Annotated in this window: 23 protein-coding genes and 1 pseudogene; 8 read left to right on the top strand and 16 right to left on the bottom strand. The window is 42.6% G+C overall.

The features are described 5' to 3' along the window. Positions 1-94 precede the first annotated feature (94 nt). The 8 genes from KCTCHS21_RS15555 to KCTCHS21_RS15520 all read right to left on the bottom strand — a co-directional run bounded on the left by KCTCHS21_RS15555 (position 95) and on the right by KCTCHS21_RS15520 (position 9,290). The gene (locus tag KCTCHS21_RS15555; protein WP_232057850.1) at positions 95-1,684 is read right to left on the bottom strand and encodes a response regulator transcription factor; all 1,590 of its coding nucleotides are present in this window, start codon (positions 1,682-1,684) and stop codon (positions 95-97) included. Continuing rightward, positions 1,677-3,476 carry a sensor histidine kinase gene (locus KCTCHS21_RS15550; protein ID WP_130609998.1) on the bottom strand — a complete coding sequence of 600 codons (1,800 nt, stop codon included), beginning with the start codon at positions 3,474-3,476 and terminating at the stop codon, positions 1,677-1,679. Before KCTCHS21_RS15550 ends, KCTCHS21_RS15555 begins: the two co-directional genes overlap by 8 nt. A gap of 42 nt (positions 3,477-3,518) precedes the next feature. Next, the gene (locus tag KCTCHS21_RS15545) at positions 3,519-4,349 is read right to left on the bottom strand and encodes a carbohydrate ABC transporter permease (RefSeq protein WP_130609995.1); all 831 of its coding nucleotides are present in this window, start codon (positions 4,347-4,349) and stop codon (positions 3,519-3,521) included. A gap of 17 nt (positions 4,350-4,366) precedes the next feature. Further along, positions 4,367-5,242, bottom strand: a complete 876-nt coding sequence (locus KCTCHS21_RS15540) for a carbohydrate ABC transporter permease (protein ID WP_130609992.1) — start codon at positions 5,240-5,242, stop codon at positions 4,367-4,369. 120 nt (positions 5,243-5,362) lie between these two features. Beyond that, positions 5,363-6,667 carry an ABC transporter substrate-binding protein gene (locus tag KCTCHS21_RS15535; protein WP_130609989.1) on the bottom strand — a complete coding sequence of 435 codons (1,305 nt, stop codon included), beginning with the start codon at positions 6,665-6,667 and terminating at the stop codon, positions 5,363-5,365. 149 nt (positions 6,668-6,816) lie between these two features. Next, positions 6,817-7,833, bottom strand: a complete 1,017-nt coding sequence (locus KCTCHS21_RS15530; RefSeq protein WP_130609987.1) for a glycoside hydrolase family 130 protein — start codon at positions 7,831-7,833, stop codon at positions 6,817-6,819. A gap of 263 nt (positions 7,834-8,096) precedes the next feature. Then, complete coding sequence (locus KCTCHS21_RS15525) at positions 8,097-8,657, bottom strand: GNAT family N-acetyltransferase (RefSeq protein ID WP_130609984.1); 561 nt, start codon at positions 8,655-8,657, stop codon at positions 8,097-8,099. A 3-nt stretch (positions 8,658-8,660) separates the two neighbouring features. Next, entirely contained in the window at positions 8,661-9,290 is a 630-nt protein-coding gene (locus tag KCTCHS21_RS15520; RefSeq protein ID WP_130609981.1) for an HD domain-containing protein, read from the bottom strand. 214 nt (positions 9,291-9,504) lie between these two features. On the opposite strand from KCTCHS21_RS15520, the gene KCTCHS21_RS15515 reads away from it, so the two are divergent. Genes KCTCHS21_RS15515 through KCTCHS21_RS15505 form a run of 3 tightly spaced genes read left to right on the top strand, consistent with a single transcriptional unit; the run spans position 9,505 to position 13,193 of the window. Next, the gene (locus tag KCTCHS21_RS15515; RefSeq protein WP_130609978.1) at positions 9,505-11,298 is read left to right on the top strand and encodes an ABC transporter ATP-binding protein; all 1,794 of its coding nucleotides are present in this window, start codon (positions 9,505-9,507) and stop codon (positions 11,296-11,298) included. 27 nt (positions 11,299-11,325) lie between these two features. After that, positions 11,326-12,000 carry a response regulator transcription factor gene (locus KCTCHS21_RS15510; protein WP_130609975.1) on the top strand — a complete coding sequence of 225 codons (675 nt, stop codon included), beginning with the start codon at positions 11,326-11,328 and terminating at the stop codon, positions 11,998-12,000. Continuing rightward, a complete protein-coding gene (locus tag KCTCHS21_RS15505) occupies positions 11,997-13,193 on the top strand; it encodes a sensor histidine kinase (RefSeq protein ID WP_232057849.1) in 1,197 nt (398 codons plus the stop codon). Before KCTCHS21_RS15510 ends, KCTCHS21_RS15505 begins: the two co-directional genes overlap by 4 nt. 54 nt (positions 13,194-13,247) lie before the next feature. Here KCTCHS21_RS15505 and KCTCHS21_RS15500 read toward each other — a convergent pair whose 3' ends face one another. After that, positions 13,248-13,541: a helix-turn-helix transcriptional regulator gene (locus tag KCTCHS21_RS15500; RefSeq protein ID WP_130609972.1), complete on the bottom strand. Its 294-nt coding sequence runs from the start codon at positions 13,539-13,541 to the stop codon at positions 13,248-13,250. Between the two features lie 171 nt (positions 13,542-13,712). On the opposite strand from KCTCHS21_RS15500, the gene KCTCHS21_RS15495 reads away from it, so the two are divergent. Together KCTCHS21_RS15495 and KCTCHS21_RS15490 are read left to right on the top strand one after the other, a co-directional pair. Beyond that, positions 13,713-17,549 carry a response regulator gene (locus KCTCHS21_RS15495; protein ID WP_130609969.1) on the top strand — a complete coding sequence of 1,279 codons (3,837 nt, stop codon included), beginning with the start codon at positions 13,713-13,715 and terminating at the stop codon, positions 17,547-17,549. A gap of 79 nt (positions 17,550-17,628) precedes the next feature. Further along, complete coding sequence (locus KCTCHS21_RS15490) at positions 17,629-18,345, top strand: response regulator transcription factor (protein ID WP_331872358.1); 717 nt, start codon at positions 17,629-17,631, stop codon at positions 18,343-18,345. A gap of 81 nt (positions 18,346-18,426) precedes the next feature. On the opposite strand, the gene KCTCHS21_RS31565 is transcribed toward KCTCHS21_RS15490, so the two are convergent. The 4 genes and pseudogenes from KCTCHS21_RS31565 to KCTCHS21_RS15475 form a co-directional block, all read right to left on the bottom strand. Next, positions 18,427-19,005: a YfiT family bacillithiol transferase gene (locus KCTCHS21_RS31565; RefSeq protein ID WP_170211459.1), complete on the bottom strand. Its 579-nt coding sequence runs from the start codon at positions 19,003-19,005 to the stop codon at positions 18,427-18,429. Beyond that, positions 19,000-19,524: pseudogene (locus tag KCTCHS21_RS31560) on the bottom strand (GrpB family protein); the annotation flags it as partial. The pseudogene KCTCHS21_RS31560 and the gene KCTCHS21_RS31565, both read right to left, overlap by 6 nt. Positions 19,525-19,551: 27 nt before the next feature. After that, the gene (gene hisC / locus KCTCHS21_RS15480; RefSeq protein ID WP_130609960.1) at positions 19,552-20,610 is read right to left on the bottom strand and encodes a histidinol-phosphate transaminase; all 1,059 of its coding nucleotides are present in this window, start codon (positions 20,608-20,610) and stop codon (positions 19,552-19,554) included. A gap of 46 nt (positions 20,611-20,656) precedes the next feature. Beyond that, entirely contained in the window at positions 20,657-21,334 is a 678-nt protein-coding gene (locus KCTCHS21_RS15475) for a hypothetical protein (RefSeq protein WP_130609957.1), read from the bottom strand. 166 nt (positions 21,335-21,500) lie between these two features. Here KCTCHS21_RS15475 and KCTCHS21_RS15470 point away from each other — a divergent pair, with 166 nt between their 5' ends. The 3 genes from KCTCHS21_RS15470 to KCTCHS21_RS15460 all read left to right on the top strand — a co-directional run bounded on the left by KCTCHS21_RS15470 (position 21,501) and on the right by KCTCHS21_RS15460 (position 24,301). Beyond that, positions 21,501-22,256, top strand: a complete 756-nt coding sequence (locus KCTCHS21_RS15470; protein ID WP_130609954.1) for a DUF2087 domain-containing protein — start codon at positions 21,501-21,503, stop codon at positions 22,254-22,256. 12 nt (positions 22,257-22,268) lie between these two features. Further along, on the top strand, positions 22,269-22,628 hold the full coding sequence (locus KCTCHS21_RS15465) for a GIY-YIG nuclease family protein (protein ID WP_130609951.1): 360 nt from the start codon (positions 22,269-22,271) through the stop codon (positions 22,626-22,628). A gap of 116 nt (positions 22,629-22,744) precedes the next feature. Beyond that, positions 22,745-24,301 carry an ABC-F family ATP-binding cassette domain-containing protein gene (locus KCTCHS21_RS15460; RefSeq protein ID WP_130609948.1) on the top strand — a complete coding sequence of 519 codons (1,557 nt, stop codon included), beginning with the start codon at positions 22,745-22,747 and terminating at the stop codon, positions 24,299-24,301. 273 nt (positions 24,302-24,574) lie between these two features. Here KCTCHS21_RS15460 and KCTCHS21_RS15455 read toward each other — a convergent pair whose 3' ends face one another. The 3 genes from KCTCHS21_RS15455 to KCTCHS21_RS15445 are packed head-to-tail and all read right to left on the bottom strand — an operon-like array spanning position 24,575 to position 26,354. Beyond that, entirely contained in the window at positions 24,575-25,075 is a 501-nt protein-coding gene (locus tag KCTCHS21_RS15455; RefSeq protein ID WP_130609945.1) for a GNAT family N-acetyltransferase, read from the bottom strand. A gap of 55 nt (positions 25,076-25,130) precedes the next feature. After that, complete coding sequence (locus KCTCHS21_RS15450) at positions 25,131-25,886, bottom strand: peptide arginase family protein (protein WP_130609942.1); 756 nt, start codon at positions 25,884-25,886, stop codon at positions 25,131-25,133. An 18-nt stretch (positions 25,887-25,904) separates the two neighbouring features. Beyond that, a complete protein-coding gene (locus tag KCTCHS21_RS15445) occupies positions 25,905-26,354 on the bottom strand; it encodes a DUF1905 domain-containing protein (RefSeq protein ID WP_130609938.1) in 450 nt (149 codons plus the stop codon). Positions 26,355-26,360 lie beyond the last annotated feature (6 nt).

Here is a 26,360-nt window from a genome sequence, read left to right as displayed (position 1 = left end):
ACTAGAATAGGATAATTATAGCATTTGATCTACTAGACTAACACAGGCTAAAGTATGAATTACGAGAAGTTACGGAATTCACGAGATACTGGTCTTAACGGCTCGCATTCAGAACACGGTACTCTTTGGGTGTCATCCCCGTATATGTTTTGAACACGGTTACAAAGTACTTGTATTCCTTATAGCCCACCTGATCGGATATTTCGAACACCTTATCGTGTGTTGAAGCTAGTAAATGCTTGGCATGGTCAATTCGCAGCTCGTTCATGTATTCTGAGAAGGTCTTTCCCGTTCCTTGTTTGAAAATCAAGCTAAAATAGCTTGGAGTAATCTTAAGCCACGCCGCAACCTCGAAAGCCTTCAAATCAGTACGATAGTGCTCTGCCATGTATTTCTTAACTTTCTCAATGATCCAATAGGATTTATCGATACCATTCTTATCAATAAGCAGCAGTAGATATCCCATCTCTTCCTCTACAATCCTCTGCAAGCTATCGTAGCTATTGTTAGCCATTAAATCGATAGGCTCTTTGCGGCTATGCTCAAGCAATGACAATCCACTCTGACGCAAGCGTTGGCGGAGAAGGACAGAGATATCGTCATATTGCTTCACGACTTCCTCCAATAGAAAGCCATGCTCACGAAAGGTTTGAAATAGATCGGCCACAAGGGTCTTAACCTCGTCTAGATCCTGCTTAAACATGGCCGGCACGAATAGCTGAACACTCTTCGCTCCGTCAATGTCTGGCAATGTCCTATTCGCCACCATCTGCTCTAATGTTTCCGCTTGCAAAATCACATTGCCTTCAAGCACATGGTATTGGAGCAGCTCCGTCACTTCTGCACAATGAATAGAAGTGTCCGCCAGACTGTCATATACGCGTGAAACTCCACAATACAGGGGAGCTTCGCCCCTCCACGACTCCAAGAGTCCTTCTAAAGCGTCGTTCCACTCTTCATGTCCAAGCTCAATGTTCGTAATAGTTAGCGTGTACAGTAAATTCTCATGATCAAAGACAGAAATGCTACGAATAGAATAAGCTTCTAAATAATCGTTAATGCTCTTAATCCATTGCTGTTGAATAAGCGCGTACTGCTCTGGGGCTACAGTAGACCGCCACTCTGAAAAATGCTCCAATTGCGTTGCAATCATACGATAACGAGAAATGGGTAAATGAGCAGGCACTGTTTCTTTAATGTATGAAGGCGAATTACGTATTCGATTCGATAGCCATTGTTCATCCTCATTCGCTGAGACAGAATCAGAAGAAGCCTCCTCCTTCTTAATCCCAACAATAACTTTGCCAATAGCCTTTATCAATTCATCAATCTCAACGGGCTTAAGCAAGTAGTCATTAACATTCATGCGGATAGCTTGCCTAGCATAGGAAAAATCTTCATAGCCGCTAATAATGATGACTCTGATTTGTGGAAAGCTTATATTCAGATGCTCGGTTAGCTTCAGCCCATCCATACCGTCCATGCGTATATCGGTTAGCACAATGTTAACCTCTTCATTTTCAATAAACCTTAAAGCCTCTTCCCCGTCATAGGCAACACCGGCTACCTCAACACCAAGCTCTTCCCAATCAATCGTATAACGAAGTCCCTCACAAATAACTGGTTCATCATCAACGATAAGAAGCTTAATCAATCGATCTGAATTCGGAAACACTCTAGTCACGATCATCACCTCTATCGAAATTAGAGTAAGGAATCCTCAATCGAATCCATCCTCCCGCTCCTGCAGTATCCAACATTTCCAAGCCGTACTCCTCACCGAAGAAGATCGACAAGCGCTCATGAATATTGCTTAAGGCTCCCCCTCGAGCTTCACCGGATTCAGTGCTTGAGCTTTGCCGCATAGCGAGAAGAGATTGAATTTTGGCTGTGCTTAGCCCTTTTCCATTGTCTATTACGTCAATCCAGATCATGTCCGATACCTGATAACATCTCACCGTAATGCTATTAAACGGCTTCTTCCTATCGAAGCCATGCTTCAGAAAATTTTCAACAAGTGGTTGAATAATTGCTTTCAGAATGACTTCTTCTGAGAGGGTTGCTTCTGTATATAAAGTATAGCGTAGCTTGTCTTTCCCTAACCGTCTCTGCTGCAAGAATAAATAGGCTTGAACAAACTCCAATTCCTGAAGGATCGTAGTCTGGTACGTCCCATTGCTTAAGCCTAGACGGAAAAACTTAGAAAACATTTCGATAAGCTGACTAGACTGCTTAGCTTTCTCAAGCCTTGCTGTCCAACGAATCATATCCAGCGTATTGTACAGAAAATGAGGGTCCATCTGATTTTGCAGCAGCTTAAGCTCAGATTCTCGTTCCCGTAGCTCAAGCTTAAATTTATGTTCGATTAGCTCCTGAATGGTCATAACCATCTCATTAAACTTCCGGTTAAGCTCGGAGATTTCATCATTCGATTCTATCGGTACACGGGCGCTGAAGTCGCCAAGCTTAACACGGTTAGCTTCAATTTTAAGCCGCAGTATCGGTCGAATAATCGTATATTGGAACCCTAGAAGAGCCACCAAGCAGAGCAGCAGAATTGCTGTGAGAATAAAGCCCATTATAAGCTTCACACTGCGGAATTGCTCGTTCACTACCTTCTCAGGAATCATCGCAATGATTTTCCAATTCGTATTTTCCATGGACCGGTAGAAGGTGAGCATTTTCTCATTGTTAATAACATGGCTCATCGTCTTCTGCCCTGCAGCCTCCAATGATTGAAGCATTGTAGCATCGGGTTTATAGTTTAGCTTCAGAGATGAATTCGACTGCAATATTTTCTCACCATCTGCTCCGATGACATATAAATAACCGGATTCCTTGTCTATCCCGCTTTCCAGCAGGCTTGTAATATTAGATTCTCCTAGGCGAATCGTAAGATTGCCTAATGGGGTTGTGATATCATTGTAGGAATTGAGTACCCGGAATAGTGAGATCAGGTTGATGTTCCCGCTCCAGCTACTGTAAGAAGGGTAACCTGCACTCCAAATAATTCTACCTTTACGATTCTTAGCCTTAGTTTGCCAATTTAGTTCCTCACCTAATATAGGCTCTCCCATTTCGATATTGTTACCATTGAAGCCGTTAATGGAAATCGACTTGATATAGTTTTTGTTCATGAGCTGGAAGGTTAGGAAATCCTCGATATTTCGTTTATGTTTTTCGGCTTGATCAAAATCTAGAGGGGAATTCGGACGCAGAAATGCCTGCATATCCGGGTTCAGTATCATATAATTAGCGATATCTTCTACCATCTTCATCTGTTCTTCCAACCGACTAGTTACGGTATCCAGATTTCGCTTTGTATTCGAGATGAATTGATCCATTAATATTTCATTGAATCGATATTGGACAAGGACACCTACTCCGAAGGTCGGCAAAATAACGAATAAGAGGAAAATAACGAGTGCTTTTTTCTTTAATCCAAAATTTTTGAGCTTCCATCTAGATACCCGCATGGCCCATCTCCTTAATGTCGGGCCAATACGGGCATCAGCTAATTATCCCTTAACCGAACCAGCAGTCATCCCATTTACGAGTTGCTTCTGAAGTAGCAGGTAGAAGATGAGAATCGGAACAAGTGCAATCGTGAGTGCCGCCATCTGTAGGGTAAGGCTGGCTGTTTCAATACCAACGAAATTTGCGAGTCCGAGCGGTAACGTCTTGAGGGCAGATGAACTGATGAGTACGAGCGCGAACAGAAATTCATTCCAATTATATATGAAGTTAAGAATAATAACAGTTGCAAGAGCTGGTCTTGTTATAGGGAGAATGATGGACCAGAAAATTCGGAATACTCCCGCTCCGTCCATGACTCCCGATTCCTCTAAGTCCTTAGGGAATCCACGCATAAATCCTTCCAATATAAAAATAGTCAGTGACAAATGGAATGCCGTATAGGGCAGGATAAGCGATAAATGAGTATCCAGCAAATGAAGCTGCTTCATAATCATGAAAATCGGAATAAGCGTCGCATGGATCGGTACAAGCATCCCTAACAGGAACAAGCCGTAAGTAAAGCCCCGTAGCTTAAATTGAAAACGCGACAGGAAATAAGCAGCTAAAGCTCCAAGTAATACAGTTACGATTAACGAAGCGAATGTAATAATAATACTATTTACAAAATAGGTATTCATATTCGCGACTTCCCAAGCTTTAGAGTAATTCGAGAACTGCAAAGACTTAGGAAACGAGAATGGGTTACCGGAATATTCTTGTTCTGTCTTGAATGAATTGACAATCATCCAAAAGATCGGAAATATATTAATAATAGCGAACAAGCCTAGAAACACATACACAGCTGTTCGGAACAAACCCGATTTCTTTTCCATCAGGAGTCCCCCTTTCTTTAAGCTTCCTTCTCTTTGCCTAGACGATTAACCACACTAACTACAATGAGACTGAATAGAAGTATTAAGACGGACACAGCACTACCATAACCAAAGCGCATGTTTACGAAAGCATTCGAATACATGTACACAGTCATAACCTCTGTTGCGTGTGCAGGTCCTCCGCCAGTCATGATTTGAATCAAATCAAATACACGGAACGAGTTACTAATGCTAAATACGACCGCTACAAGAATGGTGCCTCGGATCATCGGAATTGTAATCCGCATGACTTTCCTTAAACCACTGGCTCCATCAAGCTCGGCAGCCTCGTTGACCTCATTCGGAATATTTTGCAGCGCGGCTAGAAAGATGACCATAAAGAATCCGCAGTTTTGCCAAATATAAGCTACGCTAATCGATAGCATGGACCAGGCAGTATCGCCCAACCAGTTTTGCTGCCAGCTATCTAGTCCAACGGCACCGAGTATGCTATTTAACAACCCGTATTCCGTGTTATACACGGTGCTCCATATTAACGAAACCATGACAGATGAGATAACGACGGGTAGAAAGCCAATGGTCCGGAAAAATCCGGCACCCTTCATTTTCCGATTGAGGATCAGAGCCAGCAATAGTCCAACTGGGATCTGACCAAGCAAGCCTGAGAGTAAGATGTAAGCATTGTTCTTAACCGATAGCCAGAAGATGCTGTCCTTGAATATTTCAGTGAAATTCTCCAATCCTACATAGCTGAGCGGACGGATACCATCCCAGTTAAAGAATGAATAATAAGCGGACATTCCAATGGGAACAACAGCGATTCCCAAATAAATAATCAATGCAGGCAGTAGACCGAAAAATATCGCATATTTCGTTCCTTTGAGCGTGTGCAAAGAGGTTCCTCCTTTTCCAAGCCTGATCTCTAAAGCCCGTTGAATGAAGAAAACCCGCGTACGGGTTTTCTCCTGTCCTATCGGCTTCTTACAAACAAGCAGTTTAATCATCCAGCTTAATTATTTCATGTTGTCTAGAGCAGCTTGTACGTCTTTAGCCAATTGCTCAGCAGTCATTCTGCCTACTGTAATCGCTTGAAGTCCATTCTGCATAACTGACGTTACTTGAGTCGGGATTACACTATCGAATACTGGTGATGTACCATTACCTGTAAGAGCCATCATTTCTTTCAGATATTCACTAGCGTCAGCAGGGATGTCTACTTTAGCAGGAACGACAACACCTTTGCTGATCAATTCCTTGTACAGATCCTCATTAACGAAGAACTTCATGAACTCAAGAGCAGCATCTTTTTTCTTGCCTTTCAATTCGCTTGAAAGGGCAATTCCAAATTGTACAACGCCGGAGCTTTTCTTCGCATCACCTAATCCACCAGTTACACTAGGGAATAGTGCAATTCCGTACTTATCGCCTTCTGCATTTGTAATCCGGATTCTCGAATCAACTGTAGAGGACGAAATATGCATAGCCGCTTTGCCTTGGATAAAGTAATCCTGAGCTTGAACGGAATCCATGTTGTTGGCATCTGTGTTGAATGCTTTAAGATTGGATAATTCCTCTATTGCACCAATCGCTTTAACATATTGTGGATCCGTGAACTTCGCTTCCTTGTTCATAACCTTCTTAAGGAAATCACTGCCTACGAAGCGTTCTTGGAATGCGGACAAGTATGAAGATTGCAATGGCCATTGCTCTTTATTACCTAGAGCAATTGGAGTAACACCGGATGCTTTAAGCTTAGTTACAGCATCAATGAATTTATCGTAAGTGTCTGGGAATACATCGTAGCCAACCTTAGCTAGCATTTCTTTGTTGTAATAAATAATATCTACGAACGTTTGCTTTGTTGGAATAGCGTATTGCTTGCCATCTTGGTTAAAACCAGCAAGAGCATCCTCTGGCAAGATGGAGCTCCAATTAGCCATTTCGGAATCGATTGGCAGCAGTAAGTTGCCATCAACGAGTGGCTTAAGATCAGCACCCGGCCATACTACATTTATATCAGACAGGTTGTTAGCTGTTGCAAGCGTACGAAGCTTTGTTTTGTACTGAGCAGATGCAACCCCATCCTGTTTAATTGTAATTTCGGGATGAAGCTTCTCGAATGCGGCGATACGTGCTCTATACACTTCATTGTCTACATTCGGGGAAGTCCACGGGTGCATAATGTTTAAGGTTACTTTGCCCCCTTCTTCCTTTCCATCGCTACTGTTGTTTCCATTACCACAAGCAGCAGTAACAAGCGTTAACAATGCAATCGAACCAATAAGCACGGCCTTCTTCATATTTCTTGGTGTTTTCATTTTTCGCCCTCTTTTCTCTAGTGTATTGCTCTATATCAGATGACAACATATGAATGCGAATCCATCACACATTGTTATGAGATAATTAATCGCTTACATCACTTGTAATATTGAATAGTGTTCCAATAACGCTATTCAATGCACCAAGATTACTGTGGCTCGTTCAATATATACTCGACCAAATCATCCAACGGAACAGTGGCTAATGCGATAGCCGTATCTGTAACACCATAGTAGATGTATAACAATCCATCTTTAACGACATTGCCTGTTGGGAATATAACGTTAGGAATTTGAAAACCGAATTTCTCATAATAGGTTTCAGGTTCCATAATGAAATTATTCGTTCTTGCAATAATCTTCTCAGGATTATCTAGATCCAGTAGCAATGCGCCTACACGATATACCGTTTCACTATCAACGCCATGATAAAGCACTAACCAGCCCTTATCTGTCCGAACAGGAGGTGTTGAGCCACCGATTTTTTTAGATTCCCAGCTCATGTTCTCTGCTTTGGCAAGCAGTTTAGGCTCGTCCCAGTTAATCAGGTCGTCAGAATAGCTAATCCACATGGCTGCTTTTTCTGTACCATACGCTTCACCGACATATTCCTCAGGGCGACGAAGAAGGGCAAACTTTCCGTTGATCTTCTCAGGAAACAGAATATTATCACGGTCGTTAATCTCAAGTGGAGTCGTGTCACAGAGATACTCCCAGTTGATCAAATCCTTAGATGTCATAATGCCGGATCGGGTTAACCAGTGCTCTTCCTTCTCGCCCCAACCATCTGGATACGTAGGAATTGAACGTTCTGGAATGCCAGCGCCCGTCGGATAATAATTCATCGCACATGGGCGGAGTGCATAGTTCAAATAGAAAGTGTCGTCTATCTTAACAATACGCGGATCCTGTACGCTACCGTACGGAAAACCCAACATGTCAGGTGTAACGATAGGCTCATCCTTCACGTGGGTGAAGTTAACACCATCATCGCTTTCCAAGAGACCAAGGAAGTTTTTGCAAGGCGTTAGCGATCCTGCAGTTCTTTCGATCATATAGAACTTGTCATTGTCGATAATGACAGCCGGGTTAAATACAGTCACCTTACGCCATTCGAAAAGGCCTGGAACAACGATTGGATTGTTAGGATGTCTCGTGATTTTCATAAATTGTCTCCTTAGATGAATAGGATTTTGCTTATTTGTGCTCTTAACTCATTCATTCCATCTTTCATACGAAGTATTATATCTTGGGGTACGAACGCAGAATATCCCATAAACTAAAGAAAACATCTGAATAATAACGATGAATTTATTTGGAAAATTTGCAATTTAAACATAAAAAAAGAAAAGCGCACTCCCTATATGAGCACGCTTTCCTCGTTAAATGACTATGTAGTTAATTTGTGAATCTTAAATTGCTTTACCTTCTACTGTTTCGCAATATTCCCCTGTTTATCCCAATCCGAACGCAGTAAGCCCATCTGTATGACATCTATATAACGACCGTTCTTATACTGTCGCTCCCTAAGCCTGCCCTCCTGTATGAAACCGCAGGACAGATAGCTTCTGATCGCCCGTTCATTATAATCGTAAACCTCAAGCTCTAGTCGGTTTAAATTCAATTCAAGGAATGCAAAGGATATTAACATCCTCATCGCCTCTGTTCCATAACCGCGACCAAAGTATTCCGAAGATCCAATGACTATACCAATGCGTCCAACTCGATTTTTCCAATCAATGGCGTCCAGATTCACTTGTCCAATGTATGCTTCATCTTTTATATCCGCTATGACAAATCCACGGCTATCCGCACTACCCTCCATTACTGCATCCAAGTAGGCTTCTGTTGATTCTGAAGTATGGGGATATAAGAAAATATCAGACAGAAAATAAACAATACTCGGATCATTCACCCATTGGCGTATCCAAGGAAGATCATCACTTTGATATTCCCTAAGCATAATGCTTGTTCCGTACAAGCGTGGCATAGGTTAATTAACCTCCTTGGCAATCGGATCGTCCTGAAGCATGCCTTGATCAATCGATCGTTGCACAATTTCTAACGTAAACCTCCATAACGTCTCTGACACTTCTTGAACGGGGGTAAGCCTTTTCAGCACCTGAGATTTGACGATCCCATGCTTTATCCAGCTTACACCGCCTGTGTAATAGTTATGTATAACGGGTTGAAGTCTGTCTAACGCAGCAGCGTACTTAGCTTCGTAGGTTATACCATCCTCGAATTCCCGCCACAGCGTCATCCACTCCCCGCGTTGATCTTCAGGCAACAGACCAAAAAGTCTTCTAGCAGCTGCGTTCTCCCGCTCCTCTTTGTCCAAATAGCCTTCCGTATCATAGGCAAATGTATCTCCTGCGTCTATCTCTACAAGATCATGAAGCAGCAGCATTCTGATGACCTGATTTATATTTAAGGAAGGATCGTTGGCATGCTCTTGAAGAACAACTGCCATAAGCGATATATGCCAGCTATGCTCAGCCGTATTCTCTAATCGACTCTTATCCATAATGAAGGTTTTACGTAACACATTCTTTAGCTTATCCACCTCTCTAAGAAATGAAATTTGGCTAGTTAGACGCTCATTAATCCATTGATCCTGCATGTGTGATGACCTCCGCAATTCAACATTCTGTCCAACTATTGTAACATGGAGATCTGCCTATAGCCTATTCCAGATTGACGTTCATATCCAGTTCATAAACCTAAGGCATAATAGTCTAAACCACAATAAGGGAATATGGATTTAGCTTGTACGTTTGTTCATAATGAATGATATAACCTAAACCATTGACCAACAGAAGAAATGAGGACTTCCTATGAGCACAACCAATCAGCGTCGTTCTAATGGATCAGATTCGTCATCGCCTACTCCTATCAACAATAACTGGCGGACGTTCGTGACTCTCATAAGAAAAGCAAAACCATCGTTCGCTATGCTTTCTATCGCACTTGGACTTAGTCTTATAACAACAGTCGTTGGTCTATTCGTACCCTTGTTCACCAAAAATTTAGTTGATGGCTTTACCCTTGACTCCCTTGAGACCTATCAGATCGTCCTTCTGGTCTGTGCGTTCATTGCGCAGACAATTGCAGGTGGCTTATCTATTTATATGTTGAATAAATTTGGTCAACAGATCTTGAGTGGCTTGCGTAAGCTGTTATGGCGAAAGCTCCTCTTCCTTCCCGTCTCCCATTATGACCAAGAGGAAACTGGAGGATTGATCAGCCGTGTTACCAACGACACCAACGTCGTTAAGCAAGTCGTCTCTGAGCATATGTCAGGCTTCGTTACCGGTATTATCTCTATCATTGGATCTATTATCATTTTGCTTACGCTGGATTGGCAGATGACTTTAGTTTTGCTCGTAGCGGTACCTCTTACGCTCGTTATCCTATTGCCACTCGGCAAAAAGATGCATCAAATTTCACGTACTATGCAGAACGAAACAGCAAGCTTCACCTCCCTGCTCACTCAAGTGCTATCTGAGGTCCGTCTCGTGAAATCCTCTAATGCCGAACCGATCGAATATGAACGAGGCAAGAAAGGAATTATGAAGCTATTCAAGCTTGGCGTACGTGAAGGTAAAATTCAAGCATTCATAGGACCCTTAATGAGTGCTGTCATTATGATATTGATGGTCGTCATTATTGGATACGGAGGCTTGCGTGTATCCGATGGTTCGATTACAGCTGGTGAATTGGTCGCATTTATCCTTTATTTAATCCAGATTATTATGCCTCTCGGTCAGCTCACCTCCTTCTTCACTCAGCTGCAGAAAGCAATCGGAGCAACGGAACGGATGGTTGACATTCTAGGCAAGCCGGAAGAAATTCAAGAGCAAGGAATAACAGTGCCTGCTATCGATTCTGCTGTTCAACTACATGACGTTACTTTCCGATACGATAACGGTGAGGAAATTCTCAAAGCAATCGATTTCACTGTTCCATCCGGTAAAGTCACCGCGCTTGTAGGTCCTAGTGGCAGCGGTAAGACGACCTTGTTCTCCCTGATTGAACGCTACTATGAGCCGCAAGAGGGCAGCATTACCTTCAACAATGAGGAGATTTCTAGCTACTCCCTAAGCTCCTGGAGGAGCCAGATTGGTTACGTCTCACAGGAAAGCCCTCTTATGTCGGGTACGATTCGTGAGAACATGACTTATGGACTTGATCAGGATATTAGCGATGAGCAGCTCGTCAGTGTGGCGAAAATGGCTTATGCAGATGGTTTCATCAGTGAGCTTGCCGACGGTTATAACACAGAGGTTGGTGAACGTGGAATGAAGCTATCTGGCGGGCAGCGGCAACGGATTGCTATCGCTCGTGCTTTACTTCGCAATCCGCGAATTCTAATGTTAGATGAGGCTACCTCCGCACTGGATAGTACGTCTGAAAGAGTCGTACAAGAGGCACTTAACAATCTCATGAAGGGTCGCACAACATTGGTTATCGCTCATCGCCTCTCCACAGTCGTGGATGCCGATCAGATTGTTTTCTTAGATAAAGGAAGTATTACGGGTATTGGTACTCACGAGCAATTGGTCGCCTCCCATGAGTTATATCGAGAATTTGCACAACAACAGCTTCGTTATCAGAATCAAGAAGCTTAATTCTTAATATGAGAGGAGTTACTGTTCATGACTAAAATATTAATTGTAGATGACGACCCGTTTATCCGGGAATTAGTAAAGGTATTTCTCTTGCAAGAAGGATTCGATGTCGTTGAAGCAAATAATGGGGCTCACGCTCTGTCTTTATTAGAAACAATAACAGTAGATATGGTCATTCTAGACATTATGATGCCTCAGATGGATGGCTGGGAGCTGTGTCGGCAGCTGCGTGAGCACTATGAGATGCCACTGCTTATGCTCACCGCTAAGGGTGAAACGATGCAGAAGGTTAAAGGCTTTCAGCTTGGCACAGACGACTACATGGTAAAGCCATTCGAGCCCATGGAGTTAATAGCGAGAGTAAAGGCTCTTCTTAAGCGTTACCGAATTTCGATATCCCAGAATGTGACGGTAGGCAGCATCCAGCTGAATAGGAAAATCTTCACGATTCAGACCGGTGACCAATCGCTTACTCTTCCACTTAAAGAATTCGAGCTATTGTTCAAGCTAGCGAGCTATCCAGGTAAAACGTTCTCACGAGAGCAATTAATCGAGCAAATCTGGGGATTTGATTATGAAGGTGATGAGCGAACAGTCGATGTGCATATTAAGCGGCTTCGCGAACGGTTTCCAGATGGTCAATACGGCTTTCGGATTACAACCATTCGCGGGCTTGGCTATCGACTGGAGGTGTCGACATGAGTAGCAGGCAGGAACGTCGAGAGAAGATCAAGCAAAATGGACATAAGAAAAAATTTAACCTGAGGGATAGATGGCGGGAAAACAAAGCTCACAGAACCCATATGAGAGAGCTCGGCAGGCAGCTTCGACCATCTACAAAGTGGATTTTCCTTGGTATTTTTTCCATTCATGCTTTGATCGCTATAGGCTGGGCATCTGCTTACTATGTTATGGGATTAATTAGCCGGACATGGTTTCCAGAATATGGACACACTATTATACGGCAATATTTAACGGTAATATTGGCTTTAACCTTCATCTTTATTTTAATTAATTTAATTCGTGTTTTCATCGCACCTGTACGTCGCCAGATGGATTGGTTCTTGCAAATGATTAATGCTATGAAGCAGCTTGCCAAAGGAAATTTCGATGTTAATCTTGAAACAAATACACCCTTTTTGGGGCAATTCGGACCCTTAGTTTTGAGCTTTAACGAAATGGCATCTGAATTAAGTCAGATGGAGAAAATGCGCCAAGAATTCATTTCTAACGTTTCCCATGAAATTCAATCTCCGTTAACCTCTATAACGGGATTTGCTCGGGCATTGCAGAATGAAGACCTTCCTCTCCATACCCGTAAGCATTATCTTGAAATCATTGAGACGGAAAGCAAGAGGCTATCAAGAATGAGCGATAATTTGCTTAAGCTGACTTCCTTGGAAACGAAGCATCACCCCTTTGAATTAAAGCCTTTTCGACTTGATCGTCAGCTTCGCCATATTATTCTCGCTTGCGAGCCCTTATGGCAAGAAAAGAATATCGAAATGGACGTAGATCTGCCTGAAATCTCTGTTCTAGCAGATGAAGACTTGATGAATCAGGTATGGGTCAACCTGCTCCACAACAGCATTAAGTTTACACCAGACAATGGAATCATAAGCTTGCATATCGCCAAGCAGGAGCGTCATATTCGAATAGAAATTGCCGACAGCGGGATCGGTGTGTCAGACAAAGCGTTACTTCATTTATTTGAACGATTTTATAAAGAAGACCAATCCCGTGAGCGTCTTAACAGCGGCAGTGGTCTTGGATTATCAATTGTTAAGAAAATCATTGAGATGCACGGTGGTGAAGTAACGGCCAGGAACAAAGCCGGTGCTGGAACTGGTGCTGTGTTTACAGTGCTGCTTCCTATTTCAGGTGCCAATAATTAATGATGTTAACCAAATGTTAATCATAGTTATAGCTACAGGCTTAGCTTTCGCCGCTTAGGCTGAAAGCTCTTGCTGCATGACGTAACGTAAGAATAGCGCCTGTAGCTCTCGGGTAGAATGTGTTCTTGATTTCAGCATCAAAACCGACAAAAGATTGTCCAGAGTGTCAGGCGAGCATTGGATTATCGTAATAATCTCCTCATCCTCGAACCCGAACAGTACGAGCAACCGTAATACTTCTGTCTCCATACTCGTTAACCCATATCTATCCCCGAAAGCTTCAATTATGTGATTAGATTTGGAATCCGTTATACTCTTAACTTGCCACTCCGTCCTTTGCTCTAACATTTTTTTCCGAAAATCCCCTCTCCTGCCTCTAAAGTTAGGTCTGTCGATTACTGCTCATATTCGTTATGATAGAGACAAAGTATTAGTTTATTTCCATATCATGTATTTGTTTTCTATGAATTTCGCTAATAGAAATAAATAATCTAAACATATTCGGGGGTTTTGATCTGCATGTTCCGATCTCTTCGCTTTAAGATCGTTATTGTGCTAGTGCTGATTAATACCATATCTTTTATATCCATGAACCTAATTAATTACGAAACCTCCAACAAGCAGATGAACCAACAGCTCGAGAATCACAGCATGTCCAACCTCAAGAGCACTATTGCCAATCTCAACACGATGCTATCTCTTAAAATGAAGGAAGTCGAATTAATTAGCCGATCGATGCCCACAACAATGACAACAACGGAACAGCAGCTCCAATTTTTGAAACGCCAAGTCCCTTTGACCAATCTGACAGCGAGAAATATCGGAATAGCAAGCCCCCTTGGGTCTATGTCCATGTCAGATGGAACAGAGCTTCAAGTGGGTCATATCCCTGCTTACCAGAACGCGCTTAAAGGAATTCCTGCTTATTCTAATCCTATGCTGGATTCAGCAGGTGAACCTACTATCTGGCTTATGATTCCCTATTACAACAGCTCTAATAGGATAGAAAGCGTTATTGGACTCGCTCTAGATTCAACATTGTTATTTAATGCACAGTTAGAGCTTAGATCAACAGAGTACAAGGATAGTGATGTAGTTCTAATCGATAGTGACACTAACCTCTTATACCACAAGAATATATCATTAATTTTAAAGCGTAATTACATAAGAGAAGAGCCAGGTCTTCTTCAATTTTCTGAACAGTTAAAAAGCAGCGACGAGGGCTACGGTGAAGCAATGGTATTCGGGCGGATGCTAAAGATGTTTTATGTGAAAATACCAGGAAAGGACTGGTATGCGGTTTTTTCGGTGGCAAAAAAGGAATTCGAGGCCCCACTGCGCCATTCTCTCTGGATTAATATGGGGCTAATTGCGTCAACTGAAGTTATTCTAGGCCTATTTCTATACCTTCTAACTCAGAAGTCCATTCTCAATCGCCTTAAGCAAGTCGTTCAGGTTACCAAAAATGTTGCTGCTGGAAACTTCTATACGCCCCCCTTAGACATCCAAAGTAAGGATGAAATGGGGATACTGGCAAGCTCAATTAATGGCATGATCAACAATTTACAGGAATTGTTTGAGCCCTTTCAAGCGTTCATTCACCACAACCAATATGCAATGATCGTAACGGACTCCCGCTTCGTTATTACTTCTTATAACAAACGTGCGGAGGAAATGCTCGGTTATACTGAGAATGAAGTGCTCGGAAGAAAATCTCTCTTGCTCTGGCATGACCAGAACCAGCTTCAAGAGCGAGCTCAGTATTATTCCGACAAGCTGGGTCGAATCGTCACGCCGGATGAAGCTGTTCTGTTCGTACTCTCACACAAGGGCTTCCTGCCCGATTGGGAATGGACTTGGATTAATCGTGAGAACACACGTTTGCTTGTCACTGTGAACCCTAGTATTATTCGCCATCCAGATGGAAGAACGAAGGGTTATGTGCTTATTGCTAGAGATATAAGTGATATCAAGCAAGCGACAGAGACGAATATTAGACTTCTAGAAATTCTGGAGAGCGCGCATGATATGATCGCTTCCTTTGATATGCGTGGTCATATTTTCTATCTCAATCAAGCGGGGCATTCTTTACTAGGTATTGAATCACTCGATGAATACAACAATCAGCTTAGCCAATATATGCCAATTCCTACTACTGTTAAGTTTGCTGATGGGCTCACTGAGGCGCAAAAGCACGGCTTCTGGCAAAGTGAGACTGAAATCATTGGCGTCAACGGACAAGTTCAGATCGCATCTATTACCGTGGTTGCCCACCACACAGATGAGGGTAGAGATACATTCTTCTCTTCTATAATAAGAGACATTTCCGAGCAGAAAGAAACACAGAGACAGCTTGTCCAAGCGAAGGATGCAGCCGATGAGGCCAATGAAGCGAAGAGCTCTTTCCTTGCTCGGATGAGTCATGAGATTCGTACGCCATTAAACGGAATCATTGGCTTAACCTATCTTCTGCAGCGGTCCGAATTGTCGGAAATCCAGGAGGATTACTTACGCCAGGTATCGGAGTCGTCACAAAATTTACTTCGTATCCTTAATGACATTCTGGACTTCTCTAAGCTGGAGGCCGATAAGTTATTTCTTGAGCAGGTTCCTTTTTGCTTAGAGGAATCTTTACAACGGCTTAGTGGCATCTTCTCTGTGCTCCTGGGTCCGAAGCCTGTCGACTTTATTATTCATGCTGATTCACGTATTCCTAACCTAATTGGCGATCCTACTCGATTGGAGCAGGTTCTGCTTAATTTGTGTAGCAATGCGATTAAATTTACAAATTTCGGCTTAATAGAACTTAGAATCTCATTGATAGAGCAGTTTAATAAACAAGCCCTTCTAGAATTCGAGGTGAAAGACACTGGAATTGGGTTGACTGAGCAGCAGCGTAAGCAATTGTTTGCTCCATTCGTTCAGGCAGATGAGAAAACAAGCCGAAAATACGGGGGTACCGGTCTTGGTCTAGTTATCTCTCATACGTTAATCGAACGGATGGGTGGCCATATCTCTGTGGAGAGCACCTATCAGGTCGGCAGCACCTTTAGGTTCAGGCTTACTCTTCCGTTAGCACCTGAAAAAACGACCCAACAGACTATAATTGACGAGCCTAGCTATCATTTTACAATTGCAGTGCTTGAGGATCAGACTCAGGTTGCCGAGCATTGGTATAAGCTGCTGTCCACCTTCGGCTATAAAGTATTTACCTTCTCCAACTGGGACCAAGTGAAAAATTTACTTGATAAGGAGCGGTTAGATCTCGTTATTATCGATATGGAAGCGGGAGACATGCATGGAGAGGAAACGTGGATAAGCTGGAAGAGCCAATTAGATAGGTTTGGAGTTAAAGCCATCTCCTCTACTACTCTACTTGGTCGTGATGCTTTACAGTACTTAGATGATGAGCATAAACCAGCGGGAGTGCTTGTAAAGCCTGCCTCTTCCCTACAGGTTCAGCAAATTATTAGTGTCATAGCCAATCAAATGACGAACCAGCAGACTCCTAGCTCTATAAGTAACAGAATCTCTACTACTCAGGCAATAGATAAAGAACCTACTGCTCTATCGTCACGGATACTTGTTGTAGATGATCAAATCATTAATAGACTCGTCGCTAAGCAGCTATTAGAGCAGCAAGGATTTGAGGTCGTTATTATGGACTCTGGACAAGAGGCACTACGGCTACTAGAGCAAACGACTGTGGATTTAATTCTTATGGATTTGCACATGCCGATGATGGATGGAATCGAAACAAGCATTCAAATCCGTAAAACATTCTCTCCTGAGCGGCTCCCTATTATTGCATTAACTGCTGATGTTACCGAGGAACAGCATATTAAATGTATAGCTGCAGGGATGAATGATATAATTACTAAGCCTATTCAACCGGACGTTTTATTTGCAGTGCTTGCCGGATGGCTTCCAGACAAACTAGCTCCTTCCTTCACTCCAGCAGTGGTCTATGCATTGAATTGGCCAGAAACCCCTGGACTAAATGTATCGCTCGCCTTACATCGCTTAGATGGCAAGAGCAAGCTATACATGCAGCTACTAGATAGCTTCTGCCAGCAATATTCCAATGCGGAAATTATATTAGATCGTCTATTAGTAGAGTCAGATAAAAGTAATGCTATAAGATTTGTTCATTCCTTAAGTGGAGCAGCCGGGCATTTAGGAGCAACCGAAGTACAAGAAAACGCTGCATTAGCCGAAAGAATACTGCTAGAGAATGGAGATGTGCCAGAGATCATAGCAAAACTATATAAGTCGCTCAATCAGGTTATTGTAACCATTCAGACAAGCATCAAAAATTCTATTCTTACTGATCTGTCAAAAAAGGGGTTAGACTAACGCCATTCGACAATATATAATAGAATTATTAACCAAATGTTAGCAAAGTATGAGCATTCTTAACAAACTCTTAAAGGGTGTGACTGAATTGACAAGAGTACTTGTTATTGAAGATGATCCTATCATCGGAGAAATGCTCACTCTCTATCTCACGGAAGAGCAGTTTGATGTTCAGCGGGTAGAATCGGCTCGTGAAGGTAAGTTCGCGCTCGACTCTTATCAGCCTGACATTCTATTGCTTGACCTTATGCTTCCCGATGCTAGCGGAACCGAGCTATGCGCGGAGTTTAGACAGCTTACAGCGATTCCTATTATCGTCATCTCCATGAAGCCATCTGTTACTGTTCGTATTCAGGCCATCAGCTCAGGAGCCGATGATTTTCTAGTTAAGCCATTCAGTATGCAGGAGCTTAAGGTGCGTATGGACGCTGTATTGCGACGAACGTCAAGCGCTAAACCGTTGGCAGTAGTATATAAGAACGAAGATTCTACTATTGCTACGGAAGTACAACAAGGACTAACACTAGATTTAGAGCGCAGAACAATCGTTCTAGACGGAGAGCATATAGAGACAACCTTCTCCGAATATGAGATCATGAGACTATTCTACCAGCATCCTAACCGTGTCTTCAGCAGAGAGGAATTAATCAATGCTGTTCGTGGTATTGACTCCTTTATTAACGATCGAGCCATTGATGTTCACGTCACTAACCTAAGACGCAAGCTGGAGAAAAATCCGAAGGAACCTCAGTTTATTAAAACAGTATGGGGTGTCGGTTACAAATTTATAAGATAGCAGACAAAAATTGTTATAAACAAAGGGACTACCCATTCGGTCTAAGTGAGATAGACCTAACGGATAGCCCTTATTTTATGTTTACCAGCCCATCCGTCCACGCAGCGATGTAATATGGGCAACGTGATGGCGGCCATGCCAAGAATAGATGCCTAGCGCTTCATCTAAGCGAAGTACCTTCAATGACTCTGGATGACGGAACGTTCTAGCAAAATCCTCTTCCCTCATTGCTTGAAGCAAATAATCCCAACGTGCATGTAAAGCAGTAACTAGTGCTATTGATAACACAACTGGCGCTTGCTTACTATCCGGGAGCAAAGCCCACTGTTCTTCATAATAAGGCTTAATCGTCGGCTGCTTTTCCGTTAGAGCTAGCTTAAACCTCGTAAAGCTATTGAGATGGCTGTCGGCAATATGATGAGCAACCTGACGAACAGTCCAGCCATATGTGCGATAAGGCGTATCTAGCTGCTCCTCCGATAGTCCCTCCAACGCCGTTGAAAGCTGTGTCGGCAGCAGCGAAATATCAGCAATCCATTGCATTCTTTGATCAGCTGATATCTTTCCTTCATAAGTAAATCGACCAATCGGGTATCTCTCATCAACAACTGACAAATTTCTGGTCCCCTTGCCCTTCCATTGCTTTAGTATAGCTTCCATGAACTCCGACATGGCTTGTGTATAGCCCTCTCGATTGCGTGGATACCTCTCAGCTAACACGACCTTAAGCTCTCCATATGCCATTGCCCAATCCGAGCGTTCAAGCAATGCATCTCTGAATGCCAATTGCTCTTCGAAGCGGGGATCTCCTTGTAAAAATAGTTGAAGCTGAGCTAATCTTCGGTCATTGTCTTTTTTTACGAAAAATCTGCGATATGGCCGTCCATCTAATTCGGGAGGCACGTAGCTCCACCCTTCAGGAGTTAAAACATTCACCAGCTCAGCTAAGTTATCGTATGTCGGAATTTGAGCCATTAAGTCTATAATGGGCTTTGCCGGAATACCGGGAATAGAAGTACTTCCCACATGCTCCATACTCGTAACGCCTAGGGGAAACAAGAGCGCTTCCAATTGGGCGACAAGCCTCTCCCCCATTTCTAACCAACGTGGGTTTGCATGGATAAGCTCAACTTTTTCTGTGGGCCATTTCGGCGAATGCTCTGAAGGTGGATTAGACATACGGCCATCCCCTTTAGTGGAATCTTATCAATTTTGTAATTCACGCAATACAGCTACTAATGTATCCATTTCCTCATCTGTGCCAATGCTGATTCGCAAGTATTGATCTATTCTAGGTTTATTGAAGTAACGCACCAATATTCCTCTAAGCTTAAGTTCATTAAAGATGACCTCAGCTGATTGCTGTGGATGTGAGACAAAGAGAAAATTGGCCTTAGATTCAATCACCTGATAACCAAGTTGTTTTAATGACTCTGTCGTACGATCTCTTGTTTCGATAATCTTACGATTCGTCATTTCGAAATACGACTGATCCTCTATAGCTGCTATAGCACCTGCTATCGCCAATCGATCTAACGTATAGGAGTTGAATGAATTTTTGATTCGGTTTAATCCATCGATCAGATCGGGATGCCCCATGGCCATTCCTACGCGCAGTCCGGCAAGTGATCGCGATTTCGATAACGTCTGAACAACTAATAAATTAGGATATTCCGAAATTAACGAAACGGCTGATTGTCCGCCAAAATCGATATAAGCCTCATCAACAATGACCACTTGATCCTGATTGTGATTAAGAATTTGAACCAGAGAATCTAGAACGATGAACTTCGCTGTTGGCGCATTGGGGTTTGGAATGATAATGCCCCCATTAGGCTTACAATAATGCCCAGCTTCAATATTAAACTGATCATCCGTCGGGATCATTTCATAATTCAAGCCGTAAAGCTTGGCGTAGACCGGGTAGAACGTATAGGTAACGTCTGGGAACAGAATAGGCTTGCTAGCCGAGAAAAAGGCAGGAAAAGCAAACGCAAGGATTTCATCCGAGCCGTTTCCTACAAAAATATGCTCCTTGGACAATCCATAATAATGAGCAAGAGTTTCTCTTAGCTTGTCGCATGTTGGATCAGGATACAGCCGCAGGTCATCATTTGTGGCGTCCTGTATAGCCGCTATAACCTTAGGCGATGGTGGATACGGATTCTCGTTCGTATTCAGCTTTATGTATTGCTTATCCTTGGGCTGTTCTCCAGGAACATACGGTACAAGTGATGCGGTTAATTCGCTCCAATATTTACTCAATGAATTTCCTCCTAGAAGTCATCCTATTAGGTTAAGTGACTAGTAATCAATAAATTTTGGTAACTCCGTTAATCGTAATTTCGACTCCGACCTCTTGAGGTGAGCCAGACATACTCGAATAATCCTCGGGAATAGATTTCAAGCTTATGAAGTCAGCTCCAACTCCACCTGAGGTGTGAGGAGAAATAGAAATATTTCTAGCCTCAAATTCCATACTAGAAATCAAATTCTCACCATCATTACGCCTTTTAAAAAATGGCTTTATCGTTATGTTGTTTTCCTTACCGTAATTAAAATAAGCAATGTCACATTTAGCTATAACCGAGTTGTCTTTAGAAGAGTAGCTGCACCTGCTCTTTTCCCTATCATAATCGAACGAATGAATGCCACTTGAATTGTGCTTAACCAAGAAAAGGGTTTGCTCGGTTACAAACGGGAAAATCATAGCAAACGCGATGCTAGATAAGATCAACGTTCTTAGAATCTTCGGATTCAATGGTCGATAATAGTTGCTGGTCAGAATGATGACAAAGCCAATAACGATAAGTCCAACAACATTAGGGATGTAGACACCCGTATTATACTTCGCGTTCGACCATGGGGACAAGCCTACGGCTCGCATTAAAGTATCCGCAATGGAATAGTGCAAATGATGCTTCGCGAAAACAATTAATAGCATTAATAGAACAGCAAAATGAAACCTTCCGATATTTCTATTAAACATATTCCACCTTTCCCCTCTTTAACCAAACCTTTAAAAACACTTCTTCCACAATTATACATTCTTAACAATTCAGGGTCTAGGCTTTTGGTTTTCCAGTTTGACGATAAACAAACGTTATTGTATATTGTCTATAAAATAGCTAACGATTTAAGGATGTGTTTATGGAGTGGACGTATCGGAAGCCTTCTGGAATTCATCATTAGAGGAGCTCAAGCAAGGATATATTCGAGAACCTGAGTATTTCGTATGCCTCTTATGTGGTAAAAGGACAGAAATGGGCGTCATTTACCCCGTCGGTAGCGTTTATTACGATGCGGAGAAGTTCATGCGCAAGCATATTGAGGGCTCTCATCATTCTGTCTTTGATTATTTGATAGGTCTAGACAAGAAGCTAACTGGCCTTACCGAGCATCAAAATAGCCTGCTCCAATTGTTCCATCAGGGAAAGAGCGACAATGAAATTCAGCAGGAAATGGGTATTGGCAGCTCCTCTACCATTCGTAACCACCGCTTCGTCCTAAAGGAGAAGGAACGCCAGTCCAAGGTGTTTCTAGTGTTAATGGAGCTACTGAAGGAAAAGGACCAACATGCACCGACCATTGTTAATGTGCATACAACAGCAAAAATGATCGATGATCGTTACAATGTCACACAGGACGAAGTTGAGAAGGTTTTGAAGAAGTATTTTCCAGAGGGAACTGAGGGTGCACTTACTACCTTCTCGATGAAGGAAAAATACAAGCTCATTGTTCTAAGAGAAATTGCTAAGCGGTTTGTTAGGGATACTGTATATACAGAGAAAGAAGTTAATCAAATTCTCATTGCTGTATTCGATGACCATGTTACGTTAAGACGGTATTTAATCGAGTATGGCTTTCTTGACCGTAAGTCAGATGGCAGCCAATATTGGCTTAAAGAATAGGAGTCGATCACAATGGTTCAAAAAGCAGACCGTGCCAAATTAGTTCAACAATATAAGGAAATCCCTATTGAAGCTGGTGTATACCAAATCAGGAATACCGTGAACGGCAAAATATTTCTCAATTCCACCTTCAACCTGAAATCGATCAATGGTAGAGTAATTACTCTTAAATTAGGGACAGATAACAACAGGGAGCTACAAAAGGATTGGAATGAGCTTGGAGAGCAAGCCTTTGTCTTCGAGGTGCTGGAAGTGCTCAAGAAAAGCGATAATCCGTTCGTCGTTCCGAAGGATGAGCTCAAGAAAATGTTAGATAGCTGGTTTGATAAGCTGCAGCCTTATGGAGAACGGGGATACCATACCCTTAAGTAGGTCATATTCATTGGGGTTGCTATACTCATTCATTTCCGTTGAGTTTTGTGCCCCTGACGGATTATAATGGAGATTAGTGTTTATAATCCGATGAATAAAGAAAAAGGTGTCTAATAATGAGTATTCTTACGGTTAAAAATTTAACTCACGGCTTCGGTGACCGTGCCATTTTCAATGATGTTTCCTTCCGTTTGCTCAAAGGCGAGCATGTAGGCTTAATTGGCGCCAATGGCGAGGGAAAATCCACGTTCATGAATATTATTACCGGTAGCTTGGAGCCGGATGCTGGCAAAGTTGAATGGGCAAAGAAGGTCCGCATTGGATATTTGGACCAGCACTCTGTTCTTCAGAAAGGGATGTCTATCCGCGATGCGCTTCGTGGTGCATTCCGCTATCTCATGGATCTCGAAACTGAGATGAATGAAATGTACGATAAGATGGGAACAGCCACTCCTGAAGAATTGGAGCAATTGCTTGAGGAAGTCGGCACCATTCAGGATATTCTGACGACGAACGACTTCTATCTTATTGATGCTAAAGTCGAGGAAATTGCACGCGGACTTGGGCTTGGAGATATTGGCCTAGACCGTGATGTGCATGATCTCAGCGGTGGTCAACGTACTAAGGTGCTGTTGGCGAAGCTTTTGCTTGAGAAGCCCGAAATCCTTTTGCTCGATGAGCCGACCAACTACTTGGACGAGCAGCATATCGAGTGGCTGAAAAGGTATTTGCAGGAATATGAGAACGCGTTTATACTCGTATCCCATGATATTCCTTTCTTAAACAGTGTTATCAACCTTATCTATCATATGGGTAACCAAGAATTGAATCGTTATGTTGGTGACTATGATAACTTTATGATGCAGCATGAGGCTAAGAAGCAGCAGCTAGAGTCAGCGTTCAAACGCCAGCAGCAGGAAATCGATGATCTTAAAGACTTCGTTGCCCGCAACAAGGCACGTGTTTCCACTCGTAATATGGCCATGTCCAGACAAAAGAAGCTCGACAACATGGATATTATTGAGCTCGCTAAAGAAAAGCCTAAGCCGGAGTTTAAGTTTAAGGAAGCTCGTACTTCTAGTCGACTTATTTTCGAAGCGAAAGAGCTTGTCATTGGTTATGAAGAGCCATTATGCCGCAGCATCGACCTTCTCATGGAACGTGGACAGAAGATTGCGATTGTCGGAGCTAACGGTATTGGTAAAACAACGCTATTACGAAGCCTTCTCGGTGAGGTCCCTGCTCTTTCTGGCTCAGTAAAGCAGGGAGAAAATATGTTCATCGGCTACTTCGAGCAGGAAATCAAAGGCGGCGTGGATGAAACGTGCATTGAGGCTGTGTGGAAAAACTTCCCTTCGATGTCCCAATTCGAAGTCCGTGCAGCGCTTGCCAAATGCGGCTTAACGACGAAGCACATTGAAAGTAAAATTTCCGTTCTAAGCGGCGGCGAGAAAGCTAAGGTCCGCTTATGCAATCTTATTAATAAAGAAACAAACTTACTCGTTCTCGATGAGCCGACCAACCATCTAGACGTCGATGCTAAAGACGAGCTGAAGCGTGCCTTGCAAGCTTATAAAGGCAGCATTCTACTCATCAGCCATGAACCAGAATTCTACCGCGAGGTTGCAACTGAGGTATGGAACTGCGAGTCCTGGACTACGAAAGTGTTTTAAGTAACATTATGTTTAGCAGCAAGCCTTAAATTCCAAAAAAGCCTTCAACTCCACTTGATGAACCGTGGCTTGAAGGCTTTTTTTACTAACTATAGATTTTATGCTTATTGCCCTCTTCGCCGTTCTCGTAGGGTCATTAACCATAATATGTATGGCTAATCCACTCTGAGCGGCGTTTATCGAGACATTAACCATAATATGTATGGCTAATTCACCCTCGGTTGCGTATATCGGGGCATTAACCATAATATGTATGGCTAATTCACCCTGACGTTACACTTTTCGCCCCATGTAGACGACATCTCGTTCTATCCCGTCCATAATGGTAACTCCCGGCAGGAAGCCCCACTGAACAAAATCAAATTTTCTCAAAAGCGCTAGGCTTGGCTCGTTATGACCAAAAACGAGAGCAACGATGTTACGGATATTCAAGCGCGGACATTCTTCAATTGCCTTCCTTAAGAAAATGCTGCCAATCCCCTTTGAACGATACTTATCCGAAATATAAATACTAATCTCAGCGGTAATATTATAGGCAGCTCTTTTATTAAAATCCGAGAAGCTTAACCAAGCAATGATCTCTTCTCCGTCCTTCATAACCCATAAAGGCCTGTGGTCCTCGGAATGCTCGTTAAACCACGTTAATCGACTCTCAGTCGTTACTGGTACTATATCTGCTGTGACGTTTCTCAAACTGACAGTCGAATTATATATGCCCACGATAGCTTCTAAATCTTCTCTAACGGAATGAACGATTTGATAGGATTGTTGCATGATGTCTGCCTCCACTATAATTGCTTAACGAATAATGTAGTTCCCTACTAAAAATCTACCACGTCTCGCCATCTTCAAGCTTCAGATCGAACACGTCAAGAAATAATCGGTATACCCGCTCACAGTTGTCTTCTCCACCACAGAAGCCAGGAGATAGAGCAACGGTGATCATTTCGTAAGGATACAAGTTTTTTAAGAATGTCAGCTCAGCTCTAATCTGTTCCTCAGGCTTTAGTGTCCTAGGGTTGCCCTGACTTACCGTAAACACATCCAAATCTAGATCCAGAATGACCGTGTTCGGTAAAACAAGGAGCTGCTCAAGCGACCTGTCACTATGAATATTATCGTTGAATTGCCCTACATTATCAAATCTTGTACCTGTGTATTCTCGATCGGCTAGAAGCTCTTTAATAGGCTTCAATTGCTCCCCCTCTAGATGCCAATCCGACAGATCAAATGGATCTGAGTCATCTACATCCTTAGGGCAAACATACACAATATGATCAATTAGCCTAGCAGCAAATCCAGCCCATATAAAATTGTCTATCTCAAGCCTGCCTGCAACCTCCAAGAAATCGGCGTCCCTCTTCATCTCGTGTAAGCCGTCAACGACAACCCCATCCCATGTATCGTCCAAGTGTGCATCTACGTGTAATAGTGTCGTTTGAGGCCCCAGCATTCCTGACTGTTTTCCCATAGCCCATGCTGCAAAAGCCCATTGATGATTACGAGAAATGTACACTCTCTCCTGCGGAAAACAAATTCTATAGCTATGCTCGAACACCATTAAACCCGCTTCCTTGAGCCTCAAGAGCTCCTAAGAGTTCATTCATTTTAGATCATTAATTACTTTTGTTATCCGATTATTTCTCGTTTCTGGTTTCTTCGCGCTCGTAACGGCTTCCACATACTCTTTACGTTTCGTATATGATAATCTCGAGAATACCTCTGTTAGTTCATGACTTTGCAATTGTATCTCTAGATCGCTCGGAATATCAACAATTCTTGGTTCATTATCCGCTTGAATTTCTACTGAAATTTCGTCTCCCGGCTGTTTCCCTATTAATTCCCTGATCTTCTTCGTAATCCCTAAACAATGATAACCAATGCCCATATTTGCTAATGAGCCTCTATATTCCACAGTATTATCAAAAATCGCTTTAACCTTTACCTGTCCCTTCGTACTGAACTCCTCTTCCACGCTATAGGGAAACGTAACATATGCAGCATCCATACTGTCATGCTTGAGAATTTCTGCTTTATAACGATAAATTTTCATTCAAAC

It is taken from the genome of Cohnella abietis (assembly GCF_004295585.1).
In the GTDB taxonomy this organism is placed as follows: Bacteria; Bacillota; Bacilli; order Paenibacillales; family Paenibacillaceae; genus Cohnella; species Cohnella abietis.
Note: the sequence above shows the minus strand (reverse complement) of the source record. Positions and strands in the feature narration are given on the sequence as shown.

Bases quoted from the DNA above. Each gene is read 5' to 3' on its own strand.
- KCTCHS21_RS15500 (WP_130609972.1), bottom strand. From the start codon at position 13,541: ATGTTAGAGCAAAGGACGGAGTGGCAAGTTAAGAGTATAACGGATTCC.
- KCTCHS21_RS15465 (WP_130609951.1), top strand. From the start codon at position 22,269: ATGGTTCAAAAAGCAGACCGTGCCAAATTAGTTCAACAATATAAGGAA.
- KCTCHS21_RS15475 (WP_130609957.1), bottom strand. From the start codon at position 21,334: ATGTTTAATAGAAATATCGGAAGGTTTCATTTTGCTGTTCTATTAATG.
- KCTCHS21_RS15520 (WP_130609981.1), bottom strand. From the start codon at position 9,290: ATGCAGGATCAATGGATTAATGAGCGTCTAACTAGCCAAATTTCATTT.
- KCTCHS21_RS15445 (WP_130609938.1), bottom strand. From the start codon at position 26,354: ATGAAAATTTATCGTTATAAAGCAGAAATTCTCAAGCATGACAGTATG.
- KCTCHS21_RS15460 (WP_130609948.1), top strand. From the start codon at position 22,745: ATGAGTATTCTTACGGTTAAAAATTTAACTCACGGCTTCGGTGACCGT.
- KCTCHS21_RS15525 (WP_130609984.1), bottom strand. From the start codon at position 8,657: ATGCCACGCTTGTACGGAACAAGCATTATGCTTAGGGAATATCAAAGT.
- KCTCHS21_RS15455 (WP_130609945.1), bottom strand. From the start codon at position 25,075: ATGCAACAATCCTATCAAATCGTTCATTCCGTTAGAGAAGATTTAGAA.
- KCTCHS21_RS15495 (WP_130609969.1), top strand. From the start codon at position 13,713: ATGTTCCGATCTCTTCGCTTTAAGATCGTTATTGTGCTAGTGCTGATT.
- KCTCHS21_RS15550 (WP_130609998.1), bottom strand. From the start codon at position 3,476: ATGCGGGTATCTAGATGGAAGCTCAAAAATTTTGGATTAAAGAAAAAA.
- KCTCHS21_RS15510 (WP_130609975.1), top strand. From the start codon at position 11,326: ATGACTAAAATATTAATTGTAGATGACGACCCGTTTATCCGGGAATTA.
- KCTCHS21_RS15515 (WP_130609978.1), top strand. From the start codon at position 9,505: ATGAGCACAACCAATCAGCGTCGTTCTAATGGATCAGATTCGTCATCG.
- KCTCHS21_RS15545 (WP_130609995.1), bottom strand. From the start codon at position 4,349: ATGGAAAAGAAATCGGGTTTGTTCCGAACAGCTGTGTATGTGTTTCTA.
- KCTCHS21_RS15535 (WP_130609989.1), bottom strand. From the start codon at position 6,667: ATGAAAACACCAAGAAATATGAAGAAGGCCGTGCTTATTGGTTCGATT.
- KCTCHS21_RS31565 (WP_170211459.1), bottom strand. From the start codon at position 19,005: ATGGAAGCTATACTAAAGCAATGGAAGGGCAAGGGGACCAGAAATTTG.
- KCTCHS21_RS15505 (WP_232057849.1), top strand. From the start codon at position 11,997: ATGAGTAGCAGGCAGGAACGTCGAGAGAAGATCAAGCAAAATGGACAT.
- KCTCHS21_RS15530 (WP_130609987.1), bottom strand. From the start codon at position 7,833: ATGAAAATCACGAGACATCCTAACAATCCAATCGTTGTTCCAGGCCTT.